This is a genomic window from Kluyvera genomosp. 2, from assembly GCF_036759865.1.
Taxonomy (GTDB): domain Bacteria; phylum Pseudomonadota; class Gammaproteobacteria; order Enterobacterales; family Enterobacteriaceae; genus Kluyvera; species Kluyvera ascorbata_B.
This window is the reverse complement of record NZ_JAPKIA010000016.1, coordinates 26,167-44,501: the sequence shown is the minus strand read 5'-3', so window position 1 is coordinate 44,501 and position 18,335 is coordinate 26,167. Positions and strand designations below refer to the sequence as shown.

17 protein-coding genes are annotated in these 18,335 nt (G+C 56.4%); 8 read left to right on the top strand and 9 right to left on the bottom strand.

Translation table 11 applies throughout. From position 1 onward, the window contains the following. Positions 1–43 precede the first annotated feature (43 nt). On the bottom strand, positions 44–541 hold the full coding sequence (locus V6942_RS17365) for a GAF domain-containing protein (RefSeq protein WP_106927730.1): 498 nt from the start codon (positions 539–541) through the stop codon (positions 44–46). Between the two features lie 143 nt (positions 542–684). On the opposite strand from V6942_RS17365, the gene yebS reads away from it, so the two are divergent. The 4 genes from yebS (at position 685) to V6942_RS17345 (ending at position 6,446) form a co-directional block, all read left to right on the top strand. Continuing rightward, positions 685–1,968, top strand: coding sequence for a membrane integrity lipid transport subunit YebS (yebS, locus tag V6942_RS17360; protein ID WP_106927732.1), 1,284 nt, complete (start codon positions 685–687; stop codon positions 1,966–1,968). Further along, positions 1,937–4,570 (top strand): PqiB family protein, encoded by a 2,634-nt coding sequence (locus tag V6942_RS17355; protein ID WP_106927734.1) that lies wholly within the window; start codon positions 1,937–1,939, stop codon positions 4,568–4,570. Before yebS ends, V6942_RS17355 begins: the two co-directional genes overlap by 32 nt. An 84-nt stretch (positions 4,571–4,654) precedes the next feature. Continuing rightward, positions 4,655–6,094, top strand: coding sequence for a 16S rRNA (cytosine(1407)-C(5))-methyltransferase RsmF (rsmF, locus tag V6942_RS17350; RefSeq protein ID WP_106927911.1), 1,440 nt, complete (start codon positions 4,655–4,657; stop codon positions 6,092–6,094). A gap of 112 nt (positions 6,095–6,206) precedes the next feature. After that, on the top strand, positions 6,207–6,446 hold the full coding sequence (locus V6942_RS17345) for a DUF1480 family protein (protein ID WP_106927736.1): 240 nt from the start codon (positions 6,207–6,209) through the stop codon (positions 6,444–6,446). Between the two features lie 31 nt (positions 6,447–6,477). Here the strand turns inward: V6942_RS17345 and lpxP are convergent, their stop codons facing one another. From lpxP to yobA, 4 genes are all read right to left on the bottom strand, one after another. Further along, on the bottom strand, positions 6,478–7,413 hold the full coding sequence (gene lpxP, locus V6942_RS17340) for a kdo(2)-lipid IV(A) palmitoleoyltransferase (RefSeq protein ID WP_106927738.1): 936 nt from the start codon (positions 7,411–7,413) through the stop codon (positions 6,478–6,480). Between the two features lie 731 nt (positions 7,414–8,144). Beyond that, positions 8,145–8,480: a YebY family protein gene (locus V6942_RS17335; protein WP_106927742.1), complete on the bottom strand. Its 336-nt coding sequence runs from the start codon at positions 8,478–8,480 to the stop codon at positions 8,145–8,147. 15 nt (positions 8,481–8,495) lie between these two features. Beyond that, positions 8,496–9,368: a copper homeostasis membrane protein CopD gene (gene copD, locus V6942_RS17330; protein WP_333501558.1), complete on the bottom strand. Its 873-nt coding sequence runs from the start codon at positions 9,366–9,368 to the stop codon at positions 8,496–8,498. A 2-nt stretch (positions 9,369–9,370) separates the two neighbouring features. Continuing rightward, entirely contained in the window at positions 9,371–9,745 is a 375-nt protein-coding gene (yobA, locus tag V6942_RS17325; RefSeq protein WP_106927913.1) for a CopC domain-containing protein YobA, read from the bottom strand. Between the two features lie 137 nt (positions 9,746–9,882). On the opposite strand from yobA, the gene V6942_RS17320 reads away from it, so the two are divergent. The 3 genes from V6942_RS17320 (at position 9,883) to exoX (ending at position 11,551) form a co-directional block, all read left to right on the top strand. Next, the gene (locus V6942_RS17320; protein ID WP_106927746.1) at positions 9,883–10,113 is read left to right on the top strand and encodes a DNA polymerase III subunit theta; all 231 of its coding nucleotides are present in this window, start codon (positions 9,883–9,885) and stop codon (positions 10,111–10,113) included. An 87-nt stretch (positions 10,114–10,200) separates the two neighbouring features. Continuing rightward, entirely contained in the window at positions 10,201–10,869 is a 669-nt protein-coding gene (locus V6942_RS17315) for a carbon-nitrogen hydrolase family protein (protein ID WP_106927748.1), read from the top strand. 22 nt (positions 10,870–10,891) lie between these two features. Next, positions 10,892–11,551 (top strand): exodeoxyribonuclease X, encoded by a 660-nt coding sequence (gene exoX / locus V6942_RS17310; RefSeq protein ID WP_106927750.1) that lies wholly within the window; start codon positions 10,892–10,894, stop codon positions 11,549–11,551. On the opposite strand, the gene ptrB is transcribed toward exoX, so the two are convergent. Together ptrB and V6942_RS17300 are read right to left on the bottom strand one after the other, a co-directional pair. Beyond that, positions 11,552–13,603: an oligopeptidase B gene (gene ptrB, locus V6942_RS17305; protein ID WP_333501557.1), complete on the bottom strand. Its 2,052-nt coding sequence runs from the start codon at positions 13,601–13,603 to the stop codon at positions 11,552–11,554. Between the two features lie 82 nt (positions 13,604–13,685). Beyond that, the gene (locus tag V6942_RS17300) at positions 13,686–14,327 is read right to left on the bottom strand and encodes a tellurite resistance TerB family protein (protein ID WP_106927754.1); all 642 of its coding nucleotides are present in this window, start codon (positions 14,325–14,327) and stop codon (positions 13,686–13,688) included. Between the two features lie 182 nt (positions 14,328–14,509). Here V6942_RS17300 and purT point away from each other — a divergent pair, with 182 nt between their 5' ends. Then, positions 14,510–15,688, top strand: a complete 1,179-nt coding sequence (gene purT, locus V6942_RS17295) for a formate-dependent phosphoribosylglycinamide formyltransferase (protein WP_106927756.1) — start codon at positions 14,510–14,512, stop codon at positions 15,686–15,688. Positions 15,689–15,762: 74 nt separating this feature from the next. Here the strand turns inward: purT and V6942_RS17290 are convergent, their stop codons facing one another. Together V6942_RS17290 and edd are read right to left on the bottom strand one after the other, a co-directional pair. Then, positions 15,763–16,404, bottom strand: a complete 642-nt coding sequence (locus V6942_RS17290; RefSeq protein WP_106927758.1) for a bifunctional 4-hydroxy-2-oxoglutarate aldolase/2-dehydro-3-deoxy-phosphogluconate aldolase — start codon at positions 16,402–16,404, stop codon at positions 15,763–15,765. 39 nt (positions 16,405–16,443) lie between these two features. Continuing rightward, positions 16,444–18,255 (bottom strand): phosphogluconate dehydratase, encoded by a 1,812-nt coding sequence (gene edd / locus V6942_RS17285; protein ID WP_182965362.1) that lies wholly within the window; start codon positions 18,253–18,255, stop codon positions 16,444–16,446. Positions 18,256–18,335 lie beyond the last annotated feature (80 nt).

The window sequence follows — 18,335 nt, the reverse complement described above, 5'->3', positions numbered from 1 at the left end:
ACATTATAATGACGCCATCCGTAAATGCTACGTTATCCGTTGATTATCCTGCGACGGGTGCAAAGAATTTTTGATAATCGGTGGCTTCAAGCACTTTTTGCAGGTGGCCGACCAGTTCACATAAGCCCTGTTCATCCTCTTCGCTAAAGCGCGAGAACGCGGTGCTATCAATATCCAGCACGCCAATCACCTGATTGTTTACCTGCAGCGGTAACACGATTTCGGCGTTGCTGGCCGCATCACAGGCAATGTGCCCATCAAAAGCATGAACATCTGCAATACGCTGAACGCGATTTTCCGCCACCGCGGTGCCGCAAACGCCGCGCCCAACCGGGATTCGCACGCAGGCAATTTTGCCCTGGAACGGCCCGAGAACCAGCGTATCGCCTTCCAGCAGATAGAAACCGGCCCAGTTTACGTCGGACAGACGCTCATACAGCAGCGCGCTGGTGTTAGAGATTACCGCTAAGAAACTTGTTTCACCTGCCATTAATGCCTGAAAATCACGGTTAAGGTCCGCGTAAAATTCTGTTTTGCTCATTATTCAATCACTGTTGTTTACGATGTTACTGGTTCGTTACCCATTCTCTGGCCTGATAAAATACGCATTAAGTGCGTTCGGGCTCAAGATGAATCCATACTTAGGTTAAGATAGAGTTATACATTCATTTATCAATGTAATAAATGGCACTGAAAATATCATCTATAACGCCGACAAAGAAAATACGCATTCACGCGGTGAGCGAACCACTACCGTGGGCACATTACCAACGTTGCCCGCAGTGCGATATGCTTTTTCGGTTACCGGTCGTAAAATCATCGCAATGTGCCTACTGCCCACGCTGTAACGCCAAAGTGCGCGACGGCCGCGATTGGTCGTTAACGCGCCTGGGCGCCATGGCGATTACCATGCTGCTGCTGATGCCCTTCGCCTGGAGCGAACCCCTGCTGCGTCTGCACCTGCTCGGGGTGCGCATTGACGCCAACCTGCTACACGGCATCTGGCAGATGACCGACAGCGGCGACCCGGTCACGGCGGCAATGGTCTTTTTCTGTACCGTCGCCGCCCCGGCGGTGCTGGTTGTCGCTATCGCCTATCTCTGGCTGGGTAATATTCTAGGGATGAATCTGCGTCCTGTCCTGTTGATGCTGGATAAACTCAAAGAGTGGGTGATGCTCGACATCTACCTGGTCGGCATCGCCGTCGCCTCAATTAAAGTTCAGGACTACGCTTTTTTACAACCGGGTGTTGGCCTGCTGGCCTATATTTCGCTGGTCATACTCAGCATCCTGACGCTCATTCACCTTAACGTCGAACAGCTGTGGGAACGCTTCTACCCGCAGCGCCCCGCCACCCGGCCGGACACGTCGCTTCAGGTATGTCTGAACTGCCACTACACGGGCTATCGCGACGCGCGCGGGCGTTGTAGCCGCTGCCACACCCCGCTTTATCATCGCGGTAAGCAGAGTTTACAAAAAAGCTGGGCGGCGCTGGTCGCGTCAATCGTGTTCCTGATTCCGGCGAACCTGCTGCCGATATCGATTATTTATGTCAACGGCGGCCGCCAGGAAGACACCATTCTCTCCGGGATTATGTCGCTGGCTAACAGCAACGTTGCCGTGGCCGCAGTGGTCTTTTTTGCCAGTATCCTGGTGCCGTTCACCAAAGTTATCGTGATGCTGACGCTACTGCTCAGTATCCGGTTTAAATGCGAACAGGGGCTGCGCACGCGTATCCTGCTGCTGCGCTTTGTGACCTGGATTGGCCGCTGGTCAATGCTCGATCTGTTTGTCATTTCATTAACCATGTCGCTCATCAATCGCGATCAGCTTCTCGCCTTCACGATGGGCCCCGCTGCGTTTTATTTTGGCGCTGCGGTAATATTAACTATCCTTGCTGTTGAATGGCTGGACAGCCGCTTACTTTGGGACGCACATGAGTCAGGAAACGCCCGCTTCACAGACTGAAGCGCGAATTAAAACAAAACGTCGCATTTCACCGTTCTGGTTACTGCCGGTTATCGCGCTGATAATTGCCGGCTGGCTTATCTGGAATAGCTACGAGGATCGCGGGACGACCATTACCATCGACTTTATGTCGGCGGATGGTATCGTCCCCGGGCGCACGCCTGTGCGCTTCCAGGGCGTAGAAGTGGGGACGGTACAGGACATCCGCCTGGCAAAAGACCGCAGCAAAATTGAAGTGCGCGCCAGCATCAAAAGCGACATGGAAGACGCGCTGCGCACGGATACGCAGTTCTGGTTGGTCACACCAAAAGCCTCTCTGGCCGGCGTTTCCGGCCTTGATGCTCTGGTTGGCGGTAACTATATCGGAATGATGCCCGGTAAAGGTGAGCCCAGCGATCGCTTTACCGCACTAGATACGCAGCCGAAATACCGTCTGAATAACGGCGAGCTGATGATTCACCTGCATGCGCCGGATCTCGGTTCGCTGAGCAGCGGGTCGCTGGTGTATTTCCGCAAGATTCCGGTTGGCCGCGTGTACGACTACACCATTAACCCAAATAACCAGGGCGTGACGATCGACGTGCTCATTGAGCGTCGCTTCACTAACCTTGTGAAAAAAGGCAGCCGCTTCTGGAACGTCTCCGGCGTGAAGGCCGACGTAGGCCTCAGCGGCGCGAAAGTGCAGCTGGAAAGCCTGGCGGCGCTGGTTAACGGCGCCATTGCCTTCGACTCGCCGGCAGACTCCCAGGCCGCTGCGCAAAACGACGAATTTGGTCTGTATGAAGACCTCGCCCATAGCCAGCGCGGGGTGCTGATTCAGCTCCAACTGCCAAACGGCGATGGGCTGAAAGCCGGTTCGACCCCGATGCTGTATCAAGGACTGGAGGTCGGCCAGCTCACCAAAATGACCTTAAATCCTGACAGCTCGGTGACCGGTGAAATGACCGTCGATCCAAGCGTGGTGTCGCTGCTGCGCGAAAGAACGCGCATCGAACTGCACCAGCCGAAGCTGTCGCTGGAAAACACCAACCTCAGCCAACTGCTGACCGGCAGTACCTTTGAGCTGGTACCGGGCGAAGGCGCGCCAAAAAACAGCTTTACCGTACTGGCGGCGGATAAAACCCTGTTGCAGCAGCCCGGGGTAATGACGCTCACCCTCACGGCACCGGAGAGCTACGGTATTGAAGCCGGGCAGCCGATTATGCTGCACGGCGTGCGTATAGGTCAGGTGATGGAGCGCACGCTAAGCGCAAAAGGGATCGCCTTCGCCATCGCTATTGACCCGCAGTACCGCGACCTGCTGCACGGCGACAGCAAATTCGTCGTCAACAGCAAGATGGACGTCAAGGTTGGGATTGATGGCGTTGAGTTCCTTGGTGCCAGCGCTAATGAATGGTTAAGCGGCGGCATTCGTATTCTGCCCGGAGAAAAAGGGCCGATGAAGGACAGCTATCCGCTGTACGCCAATCTGGAGAAAGCGCAGGAGAATAACCTGAGCGACTACCCGACCACGACCCTGATGCTTACCGCCGAGACGCTGCCGGATATTCAGACCGGATCGGTGGTGCTGTACCGTAAGTTTGAGGTCGGTGAAGTCACCTCGGTACAGCCGCGTGCCAACGCCTTTGATATCGCCGTGCACATCAAACCGGAATACCGTTCCTTGTTGACCCCAAGTAGCGTCTTCTGGGCAGAAGGCGGCGCGAAGGTACAGCTCAACGGCAGCGGGCTAACGGTACAAGCATCGCCGCTATCGCGTGCGCTGAAGGGGGCTGTGAGCTTTGACAACATCAGCGAAGCCAATAATGGCACCCGCAAAGGTGATAAACGTGTGCTGTTCCCGTCAGAAACGGCCGCCCGCGCCGTCGGTGGTCAAATTACGCTGCACGCTTTCGACGCGGACAAACTGTCCGCCGGTATGCCAATCCGCTACCTCGGTATCGATATCGGCCAGGTGCAGAGCCTGGCGCTTAACGCCTCTCGCAACGAGGTGCAGGCCAGCGCCGTGCTGTACCCAGAGTACGTCAACACCTTTGCTCGCCGCGGCACGCGCTTCTCGGTGATCACCCCCCAGATCTCCGCGGCAGGCGTCGAGCACCTGGACACGCTGCTACAGCCGTACGTCAACGTTGAACCGGGGCACGGCGAGCTGCGTCGTGACTTCGAGCTGCAGGAAGCCACCATCGCCGACTCCCGCTACCTGAACGGGCTGAACGTCGTGGTGGAGGCGCCAGAAGCCGGCTCGCTGAGCATCGGCACGCCGGTGTTGTTCCGCGGTATCGAAGTGGGCACGATTACCGGCCTGCACCTCGGCAGCCTGTCTGACCGGGTCATGGTCGAGCTGCGCATCGGCCAGCGCTACCAGCATCTGGTGCGCAACAACTCGGTGTTCTGGCTGGCATCAGGCTACAGCCTTGACTTTGGCCTGATTGGCGGCGTGGTGAAAACCGGCACCTTCAACCAGTTCATTCGCGGCGGTATCGCCTTCGCCACGCCGCCGGGGACGCCGCTGGCGCCGAAAGCGCAGGAAGGTAAACACTTCCTGCTGCTGGAATCTGAACCCAAAGAGTGGCGCGATTGGGGCACCGCCCTGCCGCGTTAACATCCAGCCTCACGCGCCGGTGTCCCGTCACCGGCGCGTTTTATGCTAGACTGCGCGCTCGTTATCTCCTTGTGGTATCCGCCAGTGGCTCAAAACTCTGTCTATTTTCCTGATGAATTCCTTGCGCAGATGCGCGAGGCCATGCCCGCACATCTCTCTTTTGAGGATTTTCTTGCTGCCTGCCAGCGCCCGCTGCGCCGTAGCATTCGCATCAACACGCTGAAAATCACGGTGGATGATTTTCTGGCGCTGGTCGCCCCCTATGGGTGGCAGCTGACGCCGGTGCCCTGGTGTGCGGAAGGTTTCTGGATTGAACGCGAAGAGGAAGACGCCCTGCCGTTGGGTAGCACCGCCGAACACTTAAGCGGGCTGTTTTACATTCAGGAAGCCAGCTCAATGCTGCCGGTGGCCGCGCTGTTTGCCGAAGGCGAGCGCCCCGAGCGGGTAATGGACGTTGCCGCGGCCCCAGGCTCTAAAACCACGCAAATTGCCGCGCGGATGGGCAATCGCGGTATGCTGCTGGCCAATGAGTTTTCCGCCAGCCGCGTGAAAGTGCTGCATGCCAACATCAGCCGCTGCGGCATCAGTAATACCGCCCTGACCCACTTCGACGGCCGCGTATTTGGCGCCGCGCTGCCGGAATGCTTCGACGCCATTCTGTTAGATGCCCCCTGTTCCGGCGAAGGCGTAGTGCGTAAAGATGCGGACGCACTGAAAAACTGGTCGCTGGCGAGCAATCAGGCGATAGCCGATACGCAGCGTGAACTGATCGACAGTGCCTTCCATGCACTGCGCCCCGGCGGCACGCTGGTCTATTCAACCTGTACGCTAAACCGCGACGAGAACGAATCGGTGGTAGCCTGGCTGCTGGCGCGCTATCCACAGGCGGTAGAGATAGCGCCACTGGGCACGCTATTCCCTGGCGCGGAACAGGCGCTGACGCCAGAAGGTTTTCTGCACGTCTTCCCGCAAATTTATGACTGTGAAGGCTTCTTCGTCGCCCGTTTGCGTAAAACCGCCGCCATCGATCCCCTACCGGCTCCGGGCTATAAAGTGGGTAAATTCCCGTTTGCGCCCATGAAAAGCCGCGAGTCCGCGGCGGTTGCCGACGCTGCGCGTAAGGTCGGTATTGAATGGGACGATACGCTGACGCTGTGGCAGCGCGACAAAGAGATATGGCTATTCCCGGGTGAGATTGCGCCTCTGCTGGGAAAAGTTCGTTTTTCCCGTATCGGGCTTAAGCTTGCCGAAACGCACAATAAAGGTTTCCGCTGGCAGCATGAAGCGGTTATCGCGCTGGCAAACACCCGAAAGTTAGGGCATGAGCTGACGCTGGAAGAAGCGGAAGAATGGTATCGTGGCCGCGATGTATACCCGCAGCAGTCGCCCGCCACGGACGATGTGATTGTCACTTTCCAGGGATTCCCGCTGGGCCTGGCCAAACGCATCGGCTCACGGCTGAAAAACAGTTATCCCCGTGAATTAGTTCGTGACGGCAAGCTTTTTGCCAACAGGTCGGAGTAGCGCACAAAAAAAGCGCACCTTTTGACTGGCAGAATTCTCCGCGTTGACTACGCTGAAAAGGTACGGCCTAACTGGTCGTACCACAACGGTCAGCAGATTAACGGAGAGCATTATGAGTAAAACCAGCGTACGCATCGGCGCATTCGAAATTGATGATGCCGTGATGCACGCCGATCAGCACGGCGAGCGAACGTTAAGCATTCCTTGCAAGTCCGATCCTGATTTATGCATGCAGTTAGATGCCTGGGACGCTGATATCAGCATCCCGGCCCTTCTTGATGGCGAACATTCCGTTCTCTATCGTCAACGCTACGATCGACCGTCCGACGCCTGGGTTATGCGGCTTGTCTAACCCAAAAGGAACCCGCCCAAAGGCGGGTTATTTATTTCGCGTGCGGTACGGCTTTGTACAGTGACGCCTCTCCGCGCGGCCGGGTTTTGAAACGGCGATGCACCCACAGATACTGCTCCGGCGCACGTAGGATTTCGCGTTCAATAATTTTGTTCATATAGCACGCAGCGGAGATCTCATCACCGCACGGATAATCCGTCATGGCTTCGCTAATATGCAGCGTGTAGCCACGCTGACACGGCTTGCGCACCATGGTCACGGTCAGCATCGCCGCGCCGGAAAGGCGCGACAGCACGTTGGTACCGTTGGTCGTCGCCGCTTCGTTTACCGAGAAAAACGGCGCAAAGACGCTGCCTTTCGGACCGTAGTCCTGATCCGGCGCAAACCAGACGGCCTCACCGGCCTTCAGCGCCTGCACCAGACCACGCAGGTTACGGCGATCGATCATCGCTTTGTTCGAACGCAGACGACCGGTGGTTTGCACCCATTCCATCAGCGGGTCATTATGCGGACGGTAAGTTGCCATCATTGGACGGCACAGCCCCATCGCACGACCGCCGAGCTCCAGTGACATAAAGTGCACGCCCACCACCATAACGCCGCGCTGCTCTTTCAGCGCGTCCATCAGGTTGGCATAACCTTCAACGTCAAACCATTTCTTAACGCGGGCATCGCTCCAGAACCAGGCCATACCGGTTTCGATAAGCCCCATTCCCAGTGACATAAAGTTTTGTTCAATCAGCTTTTCCCGCTGTGCGGCATCCATATTCGGGAAGCAAAGCTCAATATTGCGCGCGGCAATTTGCTCACGGCGCTTTAAAAAACGTCGTGACGCTTTACCAAGAGAAGTGCCAAGCAGGTGTAAGAGTGGGTACGGCAACTGCACCACCAGCCATAAAGAGGCCAGAGCGAACCACTTCAACCCGTTACGGGGATGAAGTAAAGCGGTATCAAATTTTTTGGACATCATTGTTTCCAGCAACGTAATGCAAGGGTAACGCGTAAGGAAAAAAACGAGTCCGTTCATTTGTCTTTATGCGGTACGTATAATCGTTGGACAGTGCTACGTTCGACAAATTCACTGCCCAGACGTTTATTTACAAAACGGTGGTCAACAGAGGTATGGCGCGGTGTGGCAGGCTGTGGCTCAACTCGCCGCAAAGCATGCGCCTTTTTTAGCAAAAAAAATAGAGATTTTAATTCACAATAGAAAATAAACTTTTTAACGCGACAAATAATATTATTAGCGACATATCTATTTTTCGGAAAAATATGAGTTCTTAGCATTTTGTATTTCGTCTGCGACTATTGTCACTTTATAAAAAGAAAAAAAAGTCGCTAAATTGTACAAAAGTGCTTGGATGGGAGCGAGAATCTGTTTACATTGGGTTAACAAGCTAACGGATTCCCGCGGAGCTTGTCCTGCTGAGTGCATACGGCAGATAAAAAGAGACCGAATACGATTCCTGTATTCGGTCCAGGGAAATGGCTCTTGGGAGAGAGCCGTGCGCTAAAAGTTGGCATTAATGCAGGCTAAGTCGCCATGCTTTATAAGAATAGATGACCGTGACAGGTTTTCCAGTCCGCAGCCCTTGCGAGCGGAAAATTTTCGTCAATGAAACGGCATAATGAAAAAAAACCGCAGCCATTTCTCGAGAATGATTGCGGTTTTTTATTGATTATTAAACAGATAGACGATCAGCAGAGCTTCTCAGCACGTTCAATAAATGGTGCCAGGCTCATCTTCACTCCCGGTTGGGCAGGATCGTCAATCTGAATAATGCTCAGCGGCTGTGCCTGGGTTTTACCCGCCTTAACCTGCTGCTCGGCCACATCATTGAGCGGATACTGCACCAGCGTACTGGGGTTAATCACGTATAGCGCGTGCCCAGGGCGGCAGGTCAGCATCACCTCCTCACGGTTGAAAGCCCACTTCTCCTTCCCCACCTCAAATCGACTCACGGTGATGACCTGAGCGGCCAGCGCGCTGCCGGAAGCGGTTAATAACAACAAAGACAGAATAATTTTTTTCATAGTTCGCCAGTTTGATTAAAAAGGTTCCCAGGTCGCGAAGAGACTGACGCACGCCAGCACCAGTGCCCCCAATACAATTTCCGCCTGCGTGGTGCGGAGGAACAGACGCTGTGCCAGCCCCTGCGGCGTCGATGCCATCCGTGGCACTAACAGATAGCGGTTTAGTAGCGCCAGCGCGACCATCAACGCAACGAGCCCCATCTTCACCCAAAGTGCGATACCGTACGGCGTGGCGACGGTCAGCCCCCCTTGAATGAGCCAACTATTGATCAACCCCGTCACCAGCGCTCCGGCAACGGCCAGATGGCCGTAGCGGGAATAGCGCATCATCGTACCGATAGCCGCCTTACGCCAGCGTCCTTTCGCCAGTCGCAGGCAGTAGAGAAACGGCACCAGCCCGCCAACCCACGCCGCCGCACACAGCAAATGCAGCGCATGATTAACACGCTGCAGCGCGCCCGCCGCGCCGTCATACATGGCCGCATGGCCCACGCCAGCCAGCAGGATAAACTGCGCGACACAGAGAAGCAAAAGCCGTCGCATCATCTGCCGCGGCCGCACCCAGGCGATGCCCAATGCAATCCAGGACAGCACGATTTCCCACAGCCAGACGCCGCCAAACTGCGTATGCAGCACCGCTTGCCAGACGTCGGGACGCCAGGTGTCAGACCAGCCCTCCCCCATCAACCCGCCCTGCACCACCAGCATCAGCATCGCCGAAAGCGCGCTAACGGCCAATGCGCTACGCAGTAGCTGGGCAAAGCGCTGAATCAACAGGCGACGCAGCGCGGAGGGTGCCCACCAGCCCGCGTAAAGCGTGCAGCCAAAAGCGACCATCAAGGCCGCAAAGTGAACAAAACGCAGCGCAATATACAGTGCCGTTAGCATCGTTACTTCACGCTAAACTGATATTGGCCTTTGGTCTTATGCCCGTCGACCGACACCACATGCCACGCGACGGTATAGAGACCAGGCATGAGCGTCTGGGTCAGCGGCACAACCAGCTGCATTTTATTGCTCTCGCTGCGAACCGGTTTGCCAGTAGCGACCGTCTGATGATCCGGTCCGGTTAGCGTCACGCCGCTAAAATGGGGCTCAATGCCTTCGGAGAAATTCAGCGTCAGCGCCTGCGGTGCAGGGCTTACCTCAGTGTTTGCTGCGGGCGTTTGCTGTTGCAGATGGGCGTGCGCCCAGACGGATGAGGCGCTCAAAAGGCCAAGAGTAAAAAGCATGGTGCAGAGCGCGCGGGGTGCGGTGAAGTTCATTTCCATCATTCCCTTTTGTTATCAATATAAGTCAAAGAATAACGCTGTATAATGTTCACGTCGAGATGGGTGCCCTGCGGACTTGCCATTTTGCGAGACTCTTAGTAACTTTTGCGCGATATTCCAAGGAGAAAAGCATGCAAACCAACCTGGCAGCCCTGCCTCAGCAGGAGATGGACAAAGTTAACGTTGACCTGGCCGCAGCGGGCGTTGCGTTCAAAGAGCGCTATAACATGCCGGTCGTTGCCGAAGTCGTCGAACGCGAGCAGCCTGCGCACCTGCGCGACTGGTTCCGCGAGCGTCTCATTGCACACCGTCTGGCTTCCGTAAATCTCTCACGCCTGCCGTATGAACCGAAAACCAAATAATGCTTACTGTTAGTGACAGTTCCTTACGTCAGATTTGATACCTTGTTAGAATAAAAGCCCACAGACGACGTGTTGAAGGATGCAACTATGCTGACATGGACTATTGCTGCAGCGCAATATACGCCCAGAACGGGAGATGTTGCTGAAAACATTACCCGCCATCTGCGTTTTATTGATGCCGCCGCCGAGCAGGCCTGTAAGGTGCTTATTTTCCCGGAACTCTCCCTTACGGGCTCAGCTGACGAGCACGCCCTGCCTGCCCCGCCGCCCGACAGCCAGCTTCGCCCGCTTCGCGATGCTGCACAGCGCCACCGGATGACGATCATCGCCGGGCTGCCGATGGAAAAGGAAGGGCAACGGATTAAGGGGATCGTTATTTTTACCCCCGATGACGCGGCGCCGTCCAAACATCAGCAGGGCCATGGCACCTGTCTGGCACCGGGATCTGATCAGATAAGCGTTTTTGAACTTAACACCGAAGGCTGTGAGCTGTCTCACCAGGCCTCGTTGCTGGCAACCGTCAGCTGTATGGCCGAACTTCAGCAGCAGCGTACGACCCAGCGTTTACAGCGCTTTGCCCACAAATATGCCATCGCGGTATTAAAATCCAACTACGGCTGCGGCACGTTCTCCGGCGGCAGCGCGCTGTGGGATGAAAACGGCCAGCTGATCGTCCGCGCCGACGCCGGCGAACTGCTGGTAACCGGCAGAAAAAGCGCCCAGGGTTGGCAAGGCGAGATCATTCCTTTACGCTAGACGTTTTGGCCGGGAGTTCGCCATGCTGCGCGTTATCGATACCGAAACCTGCGACCTGCAAGGAGGCGTCGTTGAGATTGCCTCCGTCGATGTTATTGACGGAAAAATCGTCAACCCCATGAGTCATCTGGTTCGCCCCGACCGCCCCATCAGCGCACAGGCCATGGCGATTCACCATATCAGCGAAGAGATGGTAGCCGATAAGCCATGGATTGAAGAGGTAGTGCCGTTTTATCAGGGCAGTCCCTGGTATGTTGCTCACAACGCCAGCTTTGACCGCCGCGTGCTGCCTGAGATGAACGGCGAGTGGATCTGCACCATGAAAATGGCGCGCCGCCTGTGGCCAGGTATCAAGTACAGCAACATGGCGCTGTATAAATCCCGTAAGCTGAGCGTCGCAACCCCGCCGGGGCTGCATCACCACCGCGCGCTTTACGACTGCTACATTACCGCCGCACTGCTGATTGATATTATTCAAGCCTCCGGGTGGACGCCGGAACAAATGGTCGACGTCACCGGGCGCCCGGCGCTGCTGCGTACGTTTACCTTCGGTAAATATCGCGGGCAGGAAGTCGCCGAAGTGGCTAAAAACGATCCGGGCTACCTGCGCTGGCTGTTTAACAACCTCGACCGCATGAGCCCGGAACTGCGTTTGACGCTAAAACACTATCTCGAGGGCTAGCTAGCGCTCCGCACGCCCTGGCAGCGTCCCCTGCGCCAGGGCAATCAGGAACGCGAACTCCAGCGCCACACCCTCATAGCTTTTATAGCGCCCCGACTTACCGCCGTGGCCGGCATCCATTTCGGTACACAGCAGCAGCAGATTGTCATCAACCTTCAGCTCGCGTAGCTTCGCCACCCACTTTGTCGGCTCCCAGTACTGAACCTGCGAGTCGTGCAGCCCGCTGGTGACCAGCAGATGCGGGTAAGCCTGCGCCCGCACGTTGTCATACGGGCTATACGATTTCATATAGCGATAGTAGGTTTCATCCTGCGGATTGCCCCACTCCTCAAACTCGCCGGTGGTCAGCGGGATAGACTCATCCAGCATGGTTGTCACCACATCGACAAACGGCACCTGCGCCACTACGCCGTGGAACAGCTCGGGGCGTTCGTTGATCGCCGTTCCCATCAGCATCCCGCCCGCGCTGCCGCCCATGCCATAACACAGCGACGGAGCACCGAATCCCTTCGCCAGCAGGGCATCGCAGACGTCGAGATAGTCATTAAAGGTATTTTTCTTCTTCAGGAATTTGCCGTCTTCATACCACTGCTGCCCCAGCTCGCCGCCGCCGCGAACATGGGCAATGGCGAAGACAAAACCACGGTCGAGCAGGCTAAGACGGCTGCTGCTGAAATCAGCATCCATGCTCGCACCGTAAGAACCGTAGCCATAGACCAGCAACGGATTCTTGCCGGAACGGAAATGCTCATGCCGATACACCAGCGAAACCGGGACTTCCACCCCGTCGCGCGCGGTGATCCACAGGCGTTCACTGCGGTAGCGGCTGGCGTCGAAGCCTTTAACCTCCTGCTGTTTCAGCACGCGGCGTTCACCGCTGTCCATATCCAGCTCAAACAGGGTATCCGGCGTGGTCATCGACGAGTAGCCATAGCGCAGGCAGGCCGTTTCTGGCTCCGGGTTATAGGCAATCCAGGTCACATAGGCCGGATCGTCAAAGGCGATGGCCGTTTCTTTGTGAGTCTGCCGATGGATCTGCCGCAGGCTTGTCAGGCCACGCTGGCGCTCTTCAACCACCAGCCAGTCACGAAACAGGGTGAAATCTTCCAGCATGACGGCATCACGCGCGGCAATCAGCGTCTGCCAGTTGGCCTCTTCCCCACTGACGCCACGATAAAGGCCAAAGTTCTTACCGTCGCGGTTAGAACGCATGTAGAAATGCCCCTGGTAATGGTCGAGACTGTATTCATGATCTTTGCGGCGGGCCAGGAACGTTTGCGGACGAGCGTCGGGATTATCGGCGTCGAGCAGCTGCATTTCACTGGTGGTGGTGCTGGAGAGCGCAATCACCACAAACTGGCGTGATGACGTTTTATGCAGGCTGACGTAAAAGGTGTCGTCCTGTTCTTCATAGATCAGGCAATCCTGCTCAGGCGCCGTACCAACCTGATGACGCCAGACCTGCCACGGCAGCAGCGTTGTCGGATGCTGGCGAACGTAATAGAGTGAGCGCGAGTCGTTGGCCCACACCACGCCCGGTGAGACGTCTTCAATCACCTCAGGCAGCCAGGTTTCGTTAGCCAGATGGCGAAGGCGTAGGCTGTACTGGCGGCGGGAGAGAAAGTCTTCCGTGACCGCCAGCAGGTTGTTATCAGGCGCGACGTTCAGCCCGCCGAGGGCATAGAACTCACTGCGCGCAGCGCGCTTATTTTCATCAAGCAGCAGCGACCAGTTTTCTTCGCCTGGAGCCTGTCGCTGATAGATAGCGTACTCCTGGCCTGGCTCAAAAATCTGCCGGTAGCGGTAGCCGTTTTTACAATACGGGGCCGACACTTCCCGCGGCGGAATGCGATCGACAATCTCCTTAAGCACGCGATCCTGCAAACTGCGCTGGCTCGACATCACCTCGCGACCGTAGGCGTTCTCCTGCTGTAAATACTCCATCACGGCGGGCTTCGTGCGAGTGTCGTCACGCAGCCAGTAGTAATGATCAACGCGCGTATTGCCATGTAAGGTCATGGCGTGGGATATCCGTTTTGCTTTTGGCGGCATCTCGTTATTCTTCTGTTTTAGTCACACCCTCTAAGGGTGGACAAATTCAACGTTGATGCAAGCAAAACCTGCAAGATTGCACTTAAAGCTGCTGTTTTTGCTGTTGTAAATCGCGCTCGATGCTTTCGCGCACTTCTGACGGCAGCTTCAGCGCCTCGCCCAGCTCATCCAGATAGCGACGTTCCATAAAGTGATCGATGTCGATTGCCGCGCAGCTCACATAGTACAGCTCAAGCGCCTCTTCTTCGTTATGCACGTCGCGCGCCAGCCGCTGCGGATCGAGCGGTTGTTCAATTGCCTGCGCAATCAGCGCACGGCCCTGCGCTTCCACGCCGGCATCGCGCAGCTGTTGTTCAATCGAAGCCTGCTCTTTAGCATCAATATGGCCATCGCTTTTTGCGGCAAACACCAGCGCCAGAATCAAACGCTCGGTACGCACATCCAGCGGCGCGGCCGGTTGGCCATACTTCGCTTCTGCCGGCGTCGAACCGCGTAGCTGATCTTTGTATTTGTTCCACAGCACGCTCCCGGCGACCGCACCGCCGCCCACCAGCAGCGCGCCAGTACCATACTTCGCCAGCATTTTCCGCGATGATTTACTGGCAAGGAGCAGCCCTGCCAGACCACCTAACGCTCCCGGCACCAGCATTTCGCCAAGAGCGCCTTTCCCATTACCCGATGATTTGCCCAACAGTGATTGCAGTTGATTAAGCCAGCCAGACATATGACCCCCAGTATAAATTCATGAGAAGCTTAGCCTATGCGAGCAGACGTCAGAATATGTCTGGTACAGATAAAGATGTGCAAATTTAACGCGATAGCCGCGCTGCCGCGTCGACAACAAGACAGACGCAAACGTTTTCGTTTATAATGCGACAAATTTTTGTCAGACGGTGGAATAGGTAAATGACGTTATTAGGCACAGCTCTGCGTCCGGCGGCGACGCGCGTAATGCTTTTGGGTTCCGGTGAGTTAGGTAAAGAAGTCGCCATTGAATGCCAGCGATTAGGGATTGAAACCATCGCCGTCGATCGCTACGCCGATGCGCCAGCGATGCACGTAGCGCACCGCTCATACGTTATCAATATGCTTGACGGAGCGGCGCTGAAGGCGCTGGTCGAGCAAGAGAAACCGGATTTTATCGTACCGGAAATCGAAGCGATCGCGACCGACATGCTGATTGCGCTGGAACAGGACGGGCAGCGCGTTGTGCCCTGCGCACGCGCCACTCAGTTGACCATGAATCGCGAAGGCATTCGTCGTCTGGCGGCCGAACAGCTTAAGCTGCCGACCTCAGCCTACTATTTTGCCGATAGCGAAGCACAGTTTCGCCAGGCGGTAGCCACCATCGGCCTGCCGTGTATCATCAAGCCAGTGATGAGCTCCTCCGGCAAGGGGCAGACGTTTATTCGCCGTGAAGATCAGCTGACGCAGGCATGGCAGTATGCGCAGGAAGGTGGCCGCGCAGGGGCTGGCCGGGTGATCGTCGAAGGCGTCGTGAATTTTGACTTTGAAATTACGCTGCTGACGGTGAATGCCGTCGACGGCGTGCACTTCTGCGCACCGGTAGGCCATCGTCAGGAAGACGGCGATTATCGCGAATCCTGGCAACCGCAGCAGATGAGCGAGCTGGCGCTGGAACGCGCGCAGGCAATCGCTCGCGACGTGGTACTGGCACTGGGCGGTTATGGTCTGTTTGGCGTTGAGCTGTTTGTCTGCGGCGACGACGTGGTGTTCAGTGAAGTTTCTCCTCGCCCGCACGATACCGGTATGGTTACGCTCATTTCACAGGATGTGTCTGAGTTCGCGCTGCACGTCCGCGCATTTCTGGGCCTGCCTATCGGCGCCATTCGTCAGTACGGCCCTTCTGCCTCTGCCGTGCTGCTGCCAAAACTGACCAGCCGTAACGTGACCTTTGATAAGGTCCATCATGCGCTTGGCGCGGGGATACAGCTACGTCTGTTTGGCAAACCGGATATTGACGGTTCGCGGCGGATGGGCGTCGCACTGGCTACCGGCGACAGCGTAGAACAGGCGGTGGAACGGGCAAAAATCGCCGCCGCCGCCGTGATTATCCAGGGATAAAAAAAGCGGGCCGCTAACGCGTGCCCGCTCTTTTTTTGTCCTACCCGGTCAGTTAACCGGGTAAGGCAAACACCTTACAGTTTCGCGCCTTCAACCGCTTCGCGAGCCAGTTTGGTGATGCGATCGTAGTCGCCAGCTTCCAGCGCGTCGGCCGGAACCAGCCAGGAACCGCCGATGCACAGTACGCTTTTCAGCGCCAGATAGTCACGATAGTTCGCCGGAGAGATGCCGCCAGTCGGGCAGAAACGGATATGAGAGAACGGACCTGCGATAGCCTGCAGCGCTTTCACACCGCCGTTCGCTTCAGCCGGGAAGAATTTGAATTCTTTCAGGCCGTGCTGCATACCCAGCATCAGTTCAGAAACGGAGCTAATACCCGGGATTAGCGGAATAGTACCCGCGGTTGCCGCTTTCAGCAGCTCATCGGTCAGGCCCGGGCTGATAGCAAACTGCGCGCCCGCATCGGTCACTTCTTTCAGCTGCTGTGCGTTGGTCACGGTACCCGCGCCCACGATAGCATCCGGCACTTCTTTCGCAATCGCGCGGATAGCGTCCATTGCGCACTCTGTACGCAGCGTCACTTCCAGTACGCGTACGCCGCCAGCAACCAGTGCTTTCGCCATCGGTACGGCGTGCTCAAGCTTTTTCACCACGATGACCGGCACTACCGGGCCAGTGGTCAGGATTGCTTCTGCAGTTGTTTTCCAGTTTTTCATCAGAATTATTCTCTCGCCAGATCTACAAAACGTGTCAACTTAAAAGGTAATACAGGTTGCGCCCTGCTCTGCGCCGGACAGTTTTTCCCGTAATGCGCCAAACAGTTCACGGCCTGTCCCCACGCGCGAGGCGCTCAGATCGGGAATATGCGGCTGACGCGCGGCCAGCTCAGCGTCATCAACCAGCAGCGTCAGCTCACCGGTCTGACCGTTCACGCGAATCATGTCACCGTCGCGGACTTTCGCCAGCAGGCCACCATCATAGGCTTCAGGGGTGACGTGAATCGCTGACGGCACTTTACCGGATGCACCGGACAGTCGTCCATCGGTGACCAACGCAATTTTGAAACAGCGGTCCAATAATACACCAAGTGGCGGCATAAGTTTATGTAATTCTGGCATGCCGTTCGCTTTTGGTCCTTGATGACGCACAACCACCACGCAATCTTTATCCAGCAGACCCGCCTCAAAGGCCGGCAGAACATCGTGCTGACTTTCAAAGACCACGGCCGGTGCCTCAATAATCTGGTTTTCCACCGGCACTGCGGAGGTTTTCATCACCGCGCGGCCAAGGTTACCGCTCAGCACTTTGGTGCCGCCGTGTTTAGAGAACGGCTTGTCGAAGCTGGCGATGATGCTGTCGTCCAACGAGGCGTTTGCGCCTTCACGCCAGTCCAGTTTGCCGTTATTGAGCCACGGTTCCATGGTGTAGTGGGACAGACCAAAACCGGCGACGGTATTCACGTCTTCGTGCAGCAGACCGCCTTTCAACAGTTCACGTACCATCACCGGTACGCCGCCAGCCGCCTGGAAGTGGTTGATATCTGCCGGGCCGTTCGGATACAGACGCGCCATCAGTGGTACAACGTCAGACAGTTCAGAGAAGTCGTCCCAGTTGATGATAATGCCCGCCGCGCGTGCCATCGCCACCAGATGCATGGTGTGGTTCGTTGAGCCGCCGGTCGCCAGCAGAGCAACGATACCGTTGACCACCACTTTTTCGTCAATCATTTTACCCAGCGGCATCCATTCGTTGCCGTTGCCGGTCATACGCGTGACCTGGCGTGCCGCCGCAGCGGTCAATTCGGAGCGCAGCGGGGCGTCCGGGTGGACAAACGAAGAACCCGGCAGCTGCATGCCCATGAACTCAATCACCATCTGGTTGGTGTTGGCGGTACCATAGAAAGTACAGGTACCCGGTGCGTGGTAGGACGCGGCTTCTGATTCAAGCAGCGCATTGCGATCCACCTTGCCTTCCGCATAAAGCTGGCGGATACGGACTTTTTCTTTGTTTGGCAGACCGCTGGCCATCGGGCCTGATGGGATGAAGATAGACGGCAGGTGGCCAAAGGAGAGCGCAGCCATCGCCAGCCCCGGGACGATTTTATCGCACACGCCGAGGTATAGCGCGCCGTCAAACATATTGTGAGACAGGCCAACGGCGGCGGACATGGCGATCACTTCACGGCTAAGCAGCGAAAGTTCCATCCCGTCCTGACCCTGAGTGACGCCGTCGCACATTGCCGGAACGCCGCCAGCAACCTGCCCGACCGCGTTCACGCTGTGCAGCGCTTTACGGATGATATCCGGGTAATGCTCGTACGGCTGGTGGGCCGACAGCATGTCGTTATAGGAGGTAATGATCGCGATATTGTTACGCAACATGCTTTTCAGCGACGCTTTATCGTCTGCCTGACAGGCAGCAAAACCGTGTGCCAGGTTGCCACAGGCAAGCTGGGAGCGGTGAACCGTTTCAGTTTTTGCCTGCTCGATACGTGCGAGATAAGCCGCGCGCGTGTCGCGAGAGCGTTCGATAATGCGATTTGTTACCCGTAACATTACAGAGTTCATAAAGGCTCCTTAAAATTTTTCTGTCCAGGCTACGACCTACTGCGGTTTATTTATTGATCTGATTAAGAGATAAATGCCCG

Bases quoted from the DNA above. Each gene is read 5' to 3' on its own strand.
- V6942_RS17365 (WP_106927730.1), bottom strand. From the start codon at position 541: ATGAGCAAAACAGAATTTTACGCGGACCTTAACCGTGATTTTCAGGCA.
- yebS (WP_106927732.1), top strand. From the start codon at position 685: ATGGCACTGAAAATATCATCTATAACGCCGACAAAGAAAATACGCATT.
- V6942_RS17355 (WP_106927734.1), top strand. From the start codon at position 1,937: ATGAGTCAGGAAACGCCCGCTTCACAGACTGAAGCGCGAATTAAAACA.
- V6942_RS17345 (WP_106927736.1), top strand. From the start codon at position 6,207: ATGAGTAAAACCAGCGTACGCATCGGCGCATTCGAAATTGATGATGCC.
- lpxP (WP_106927738.1), bottom strand. From the start codon at position 7,413: ATGTCCAAAAAATTTGATACCGCTTTACTTCATCCCCGTAACGGGTTG.
- V6942_RS17335 (WP_106927742.1), bottom strand. From the start codon at position 8,480: ATGAAAAAAATTATTCTGTCTTTGTTGTTATTAACCGCTTCCGGCAGC.
- copD (WP_333501558.1), bottom strand. From the start codon at position 9,368: ATGCTAACGGCACTGTATATTGCGCTGCGTTTTGTTCACTTTGCGGCC.
- yobA (WP_106927913.1), bottom strand. From the start codon at position 9,745: ATGAACTTCACCGCACCCCGCGCGCTCTGCACCATGCTTTTTACTCTT.
- V6942_RS17320 (WP_106927746.1), top strand. From the start codon at position 9,883: ATGCAAACCAACCTGGCAGCCCTGCCTCAGCAGGAGATGGACAAAGTT.
- V6942_RS17315 (WP_106927748.1), top strand. From the start codon at position 10,201: ATGCTGACATGGACTATTGCTGCAGCGCAATATACGCCCAGAACGGGA.
- exoX (WP_106927750.1), top strand. From the start codon at position 10,892: ATGCTGCGCGTTATCGATACCGAAACCTGCGACCTGCAAGGAGGCGTC.
- ptrB (WP_333501557.1), bottom strand. From the start codon at position 13,603: ATGCCGCCAAAAGCAAAACGGATATCCCACGCCATGACCTTACATGGC.
- V6942_RS17300 (WP_106927754.1), bottom strand. From the start codon at position 14,327: ATGTCTGGCTGGCTTAATCAACTGCAATCACTGTTGGGCAAATCATCG.
- purT (WP_106927756.1), top strand. From the start codon at position 14,510: ATGACGTTATTAGGCACAGCTCTGCGTCCGGCGGCGACGCGCGTAATG.
- V6942_RS17290 (WP_106927758.1), bottom strand. From the start codon at position 16,404: ATGAAAAACTGGAAAACAACTGCAGAAGCAATCCTGACCACTGGCCCG.
- edd (WP_182965362.1), bottom strand. From the start codon at position 18,255: ATGAACTCTGTAATGTTACGGGTAACAAATCGCATTATCGAACGCTCT.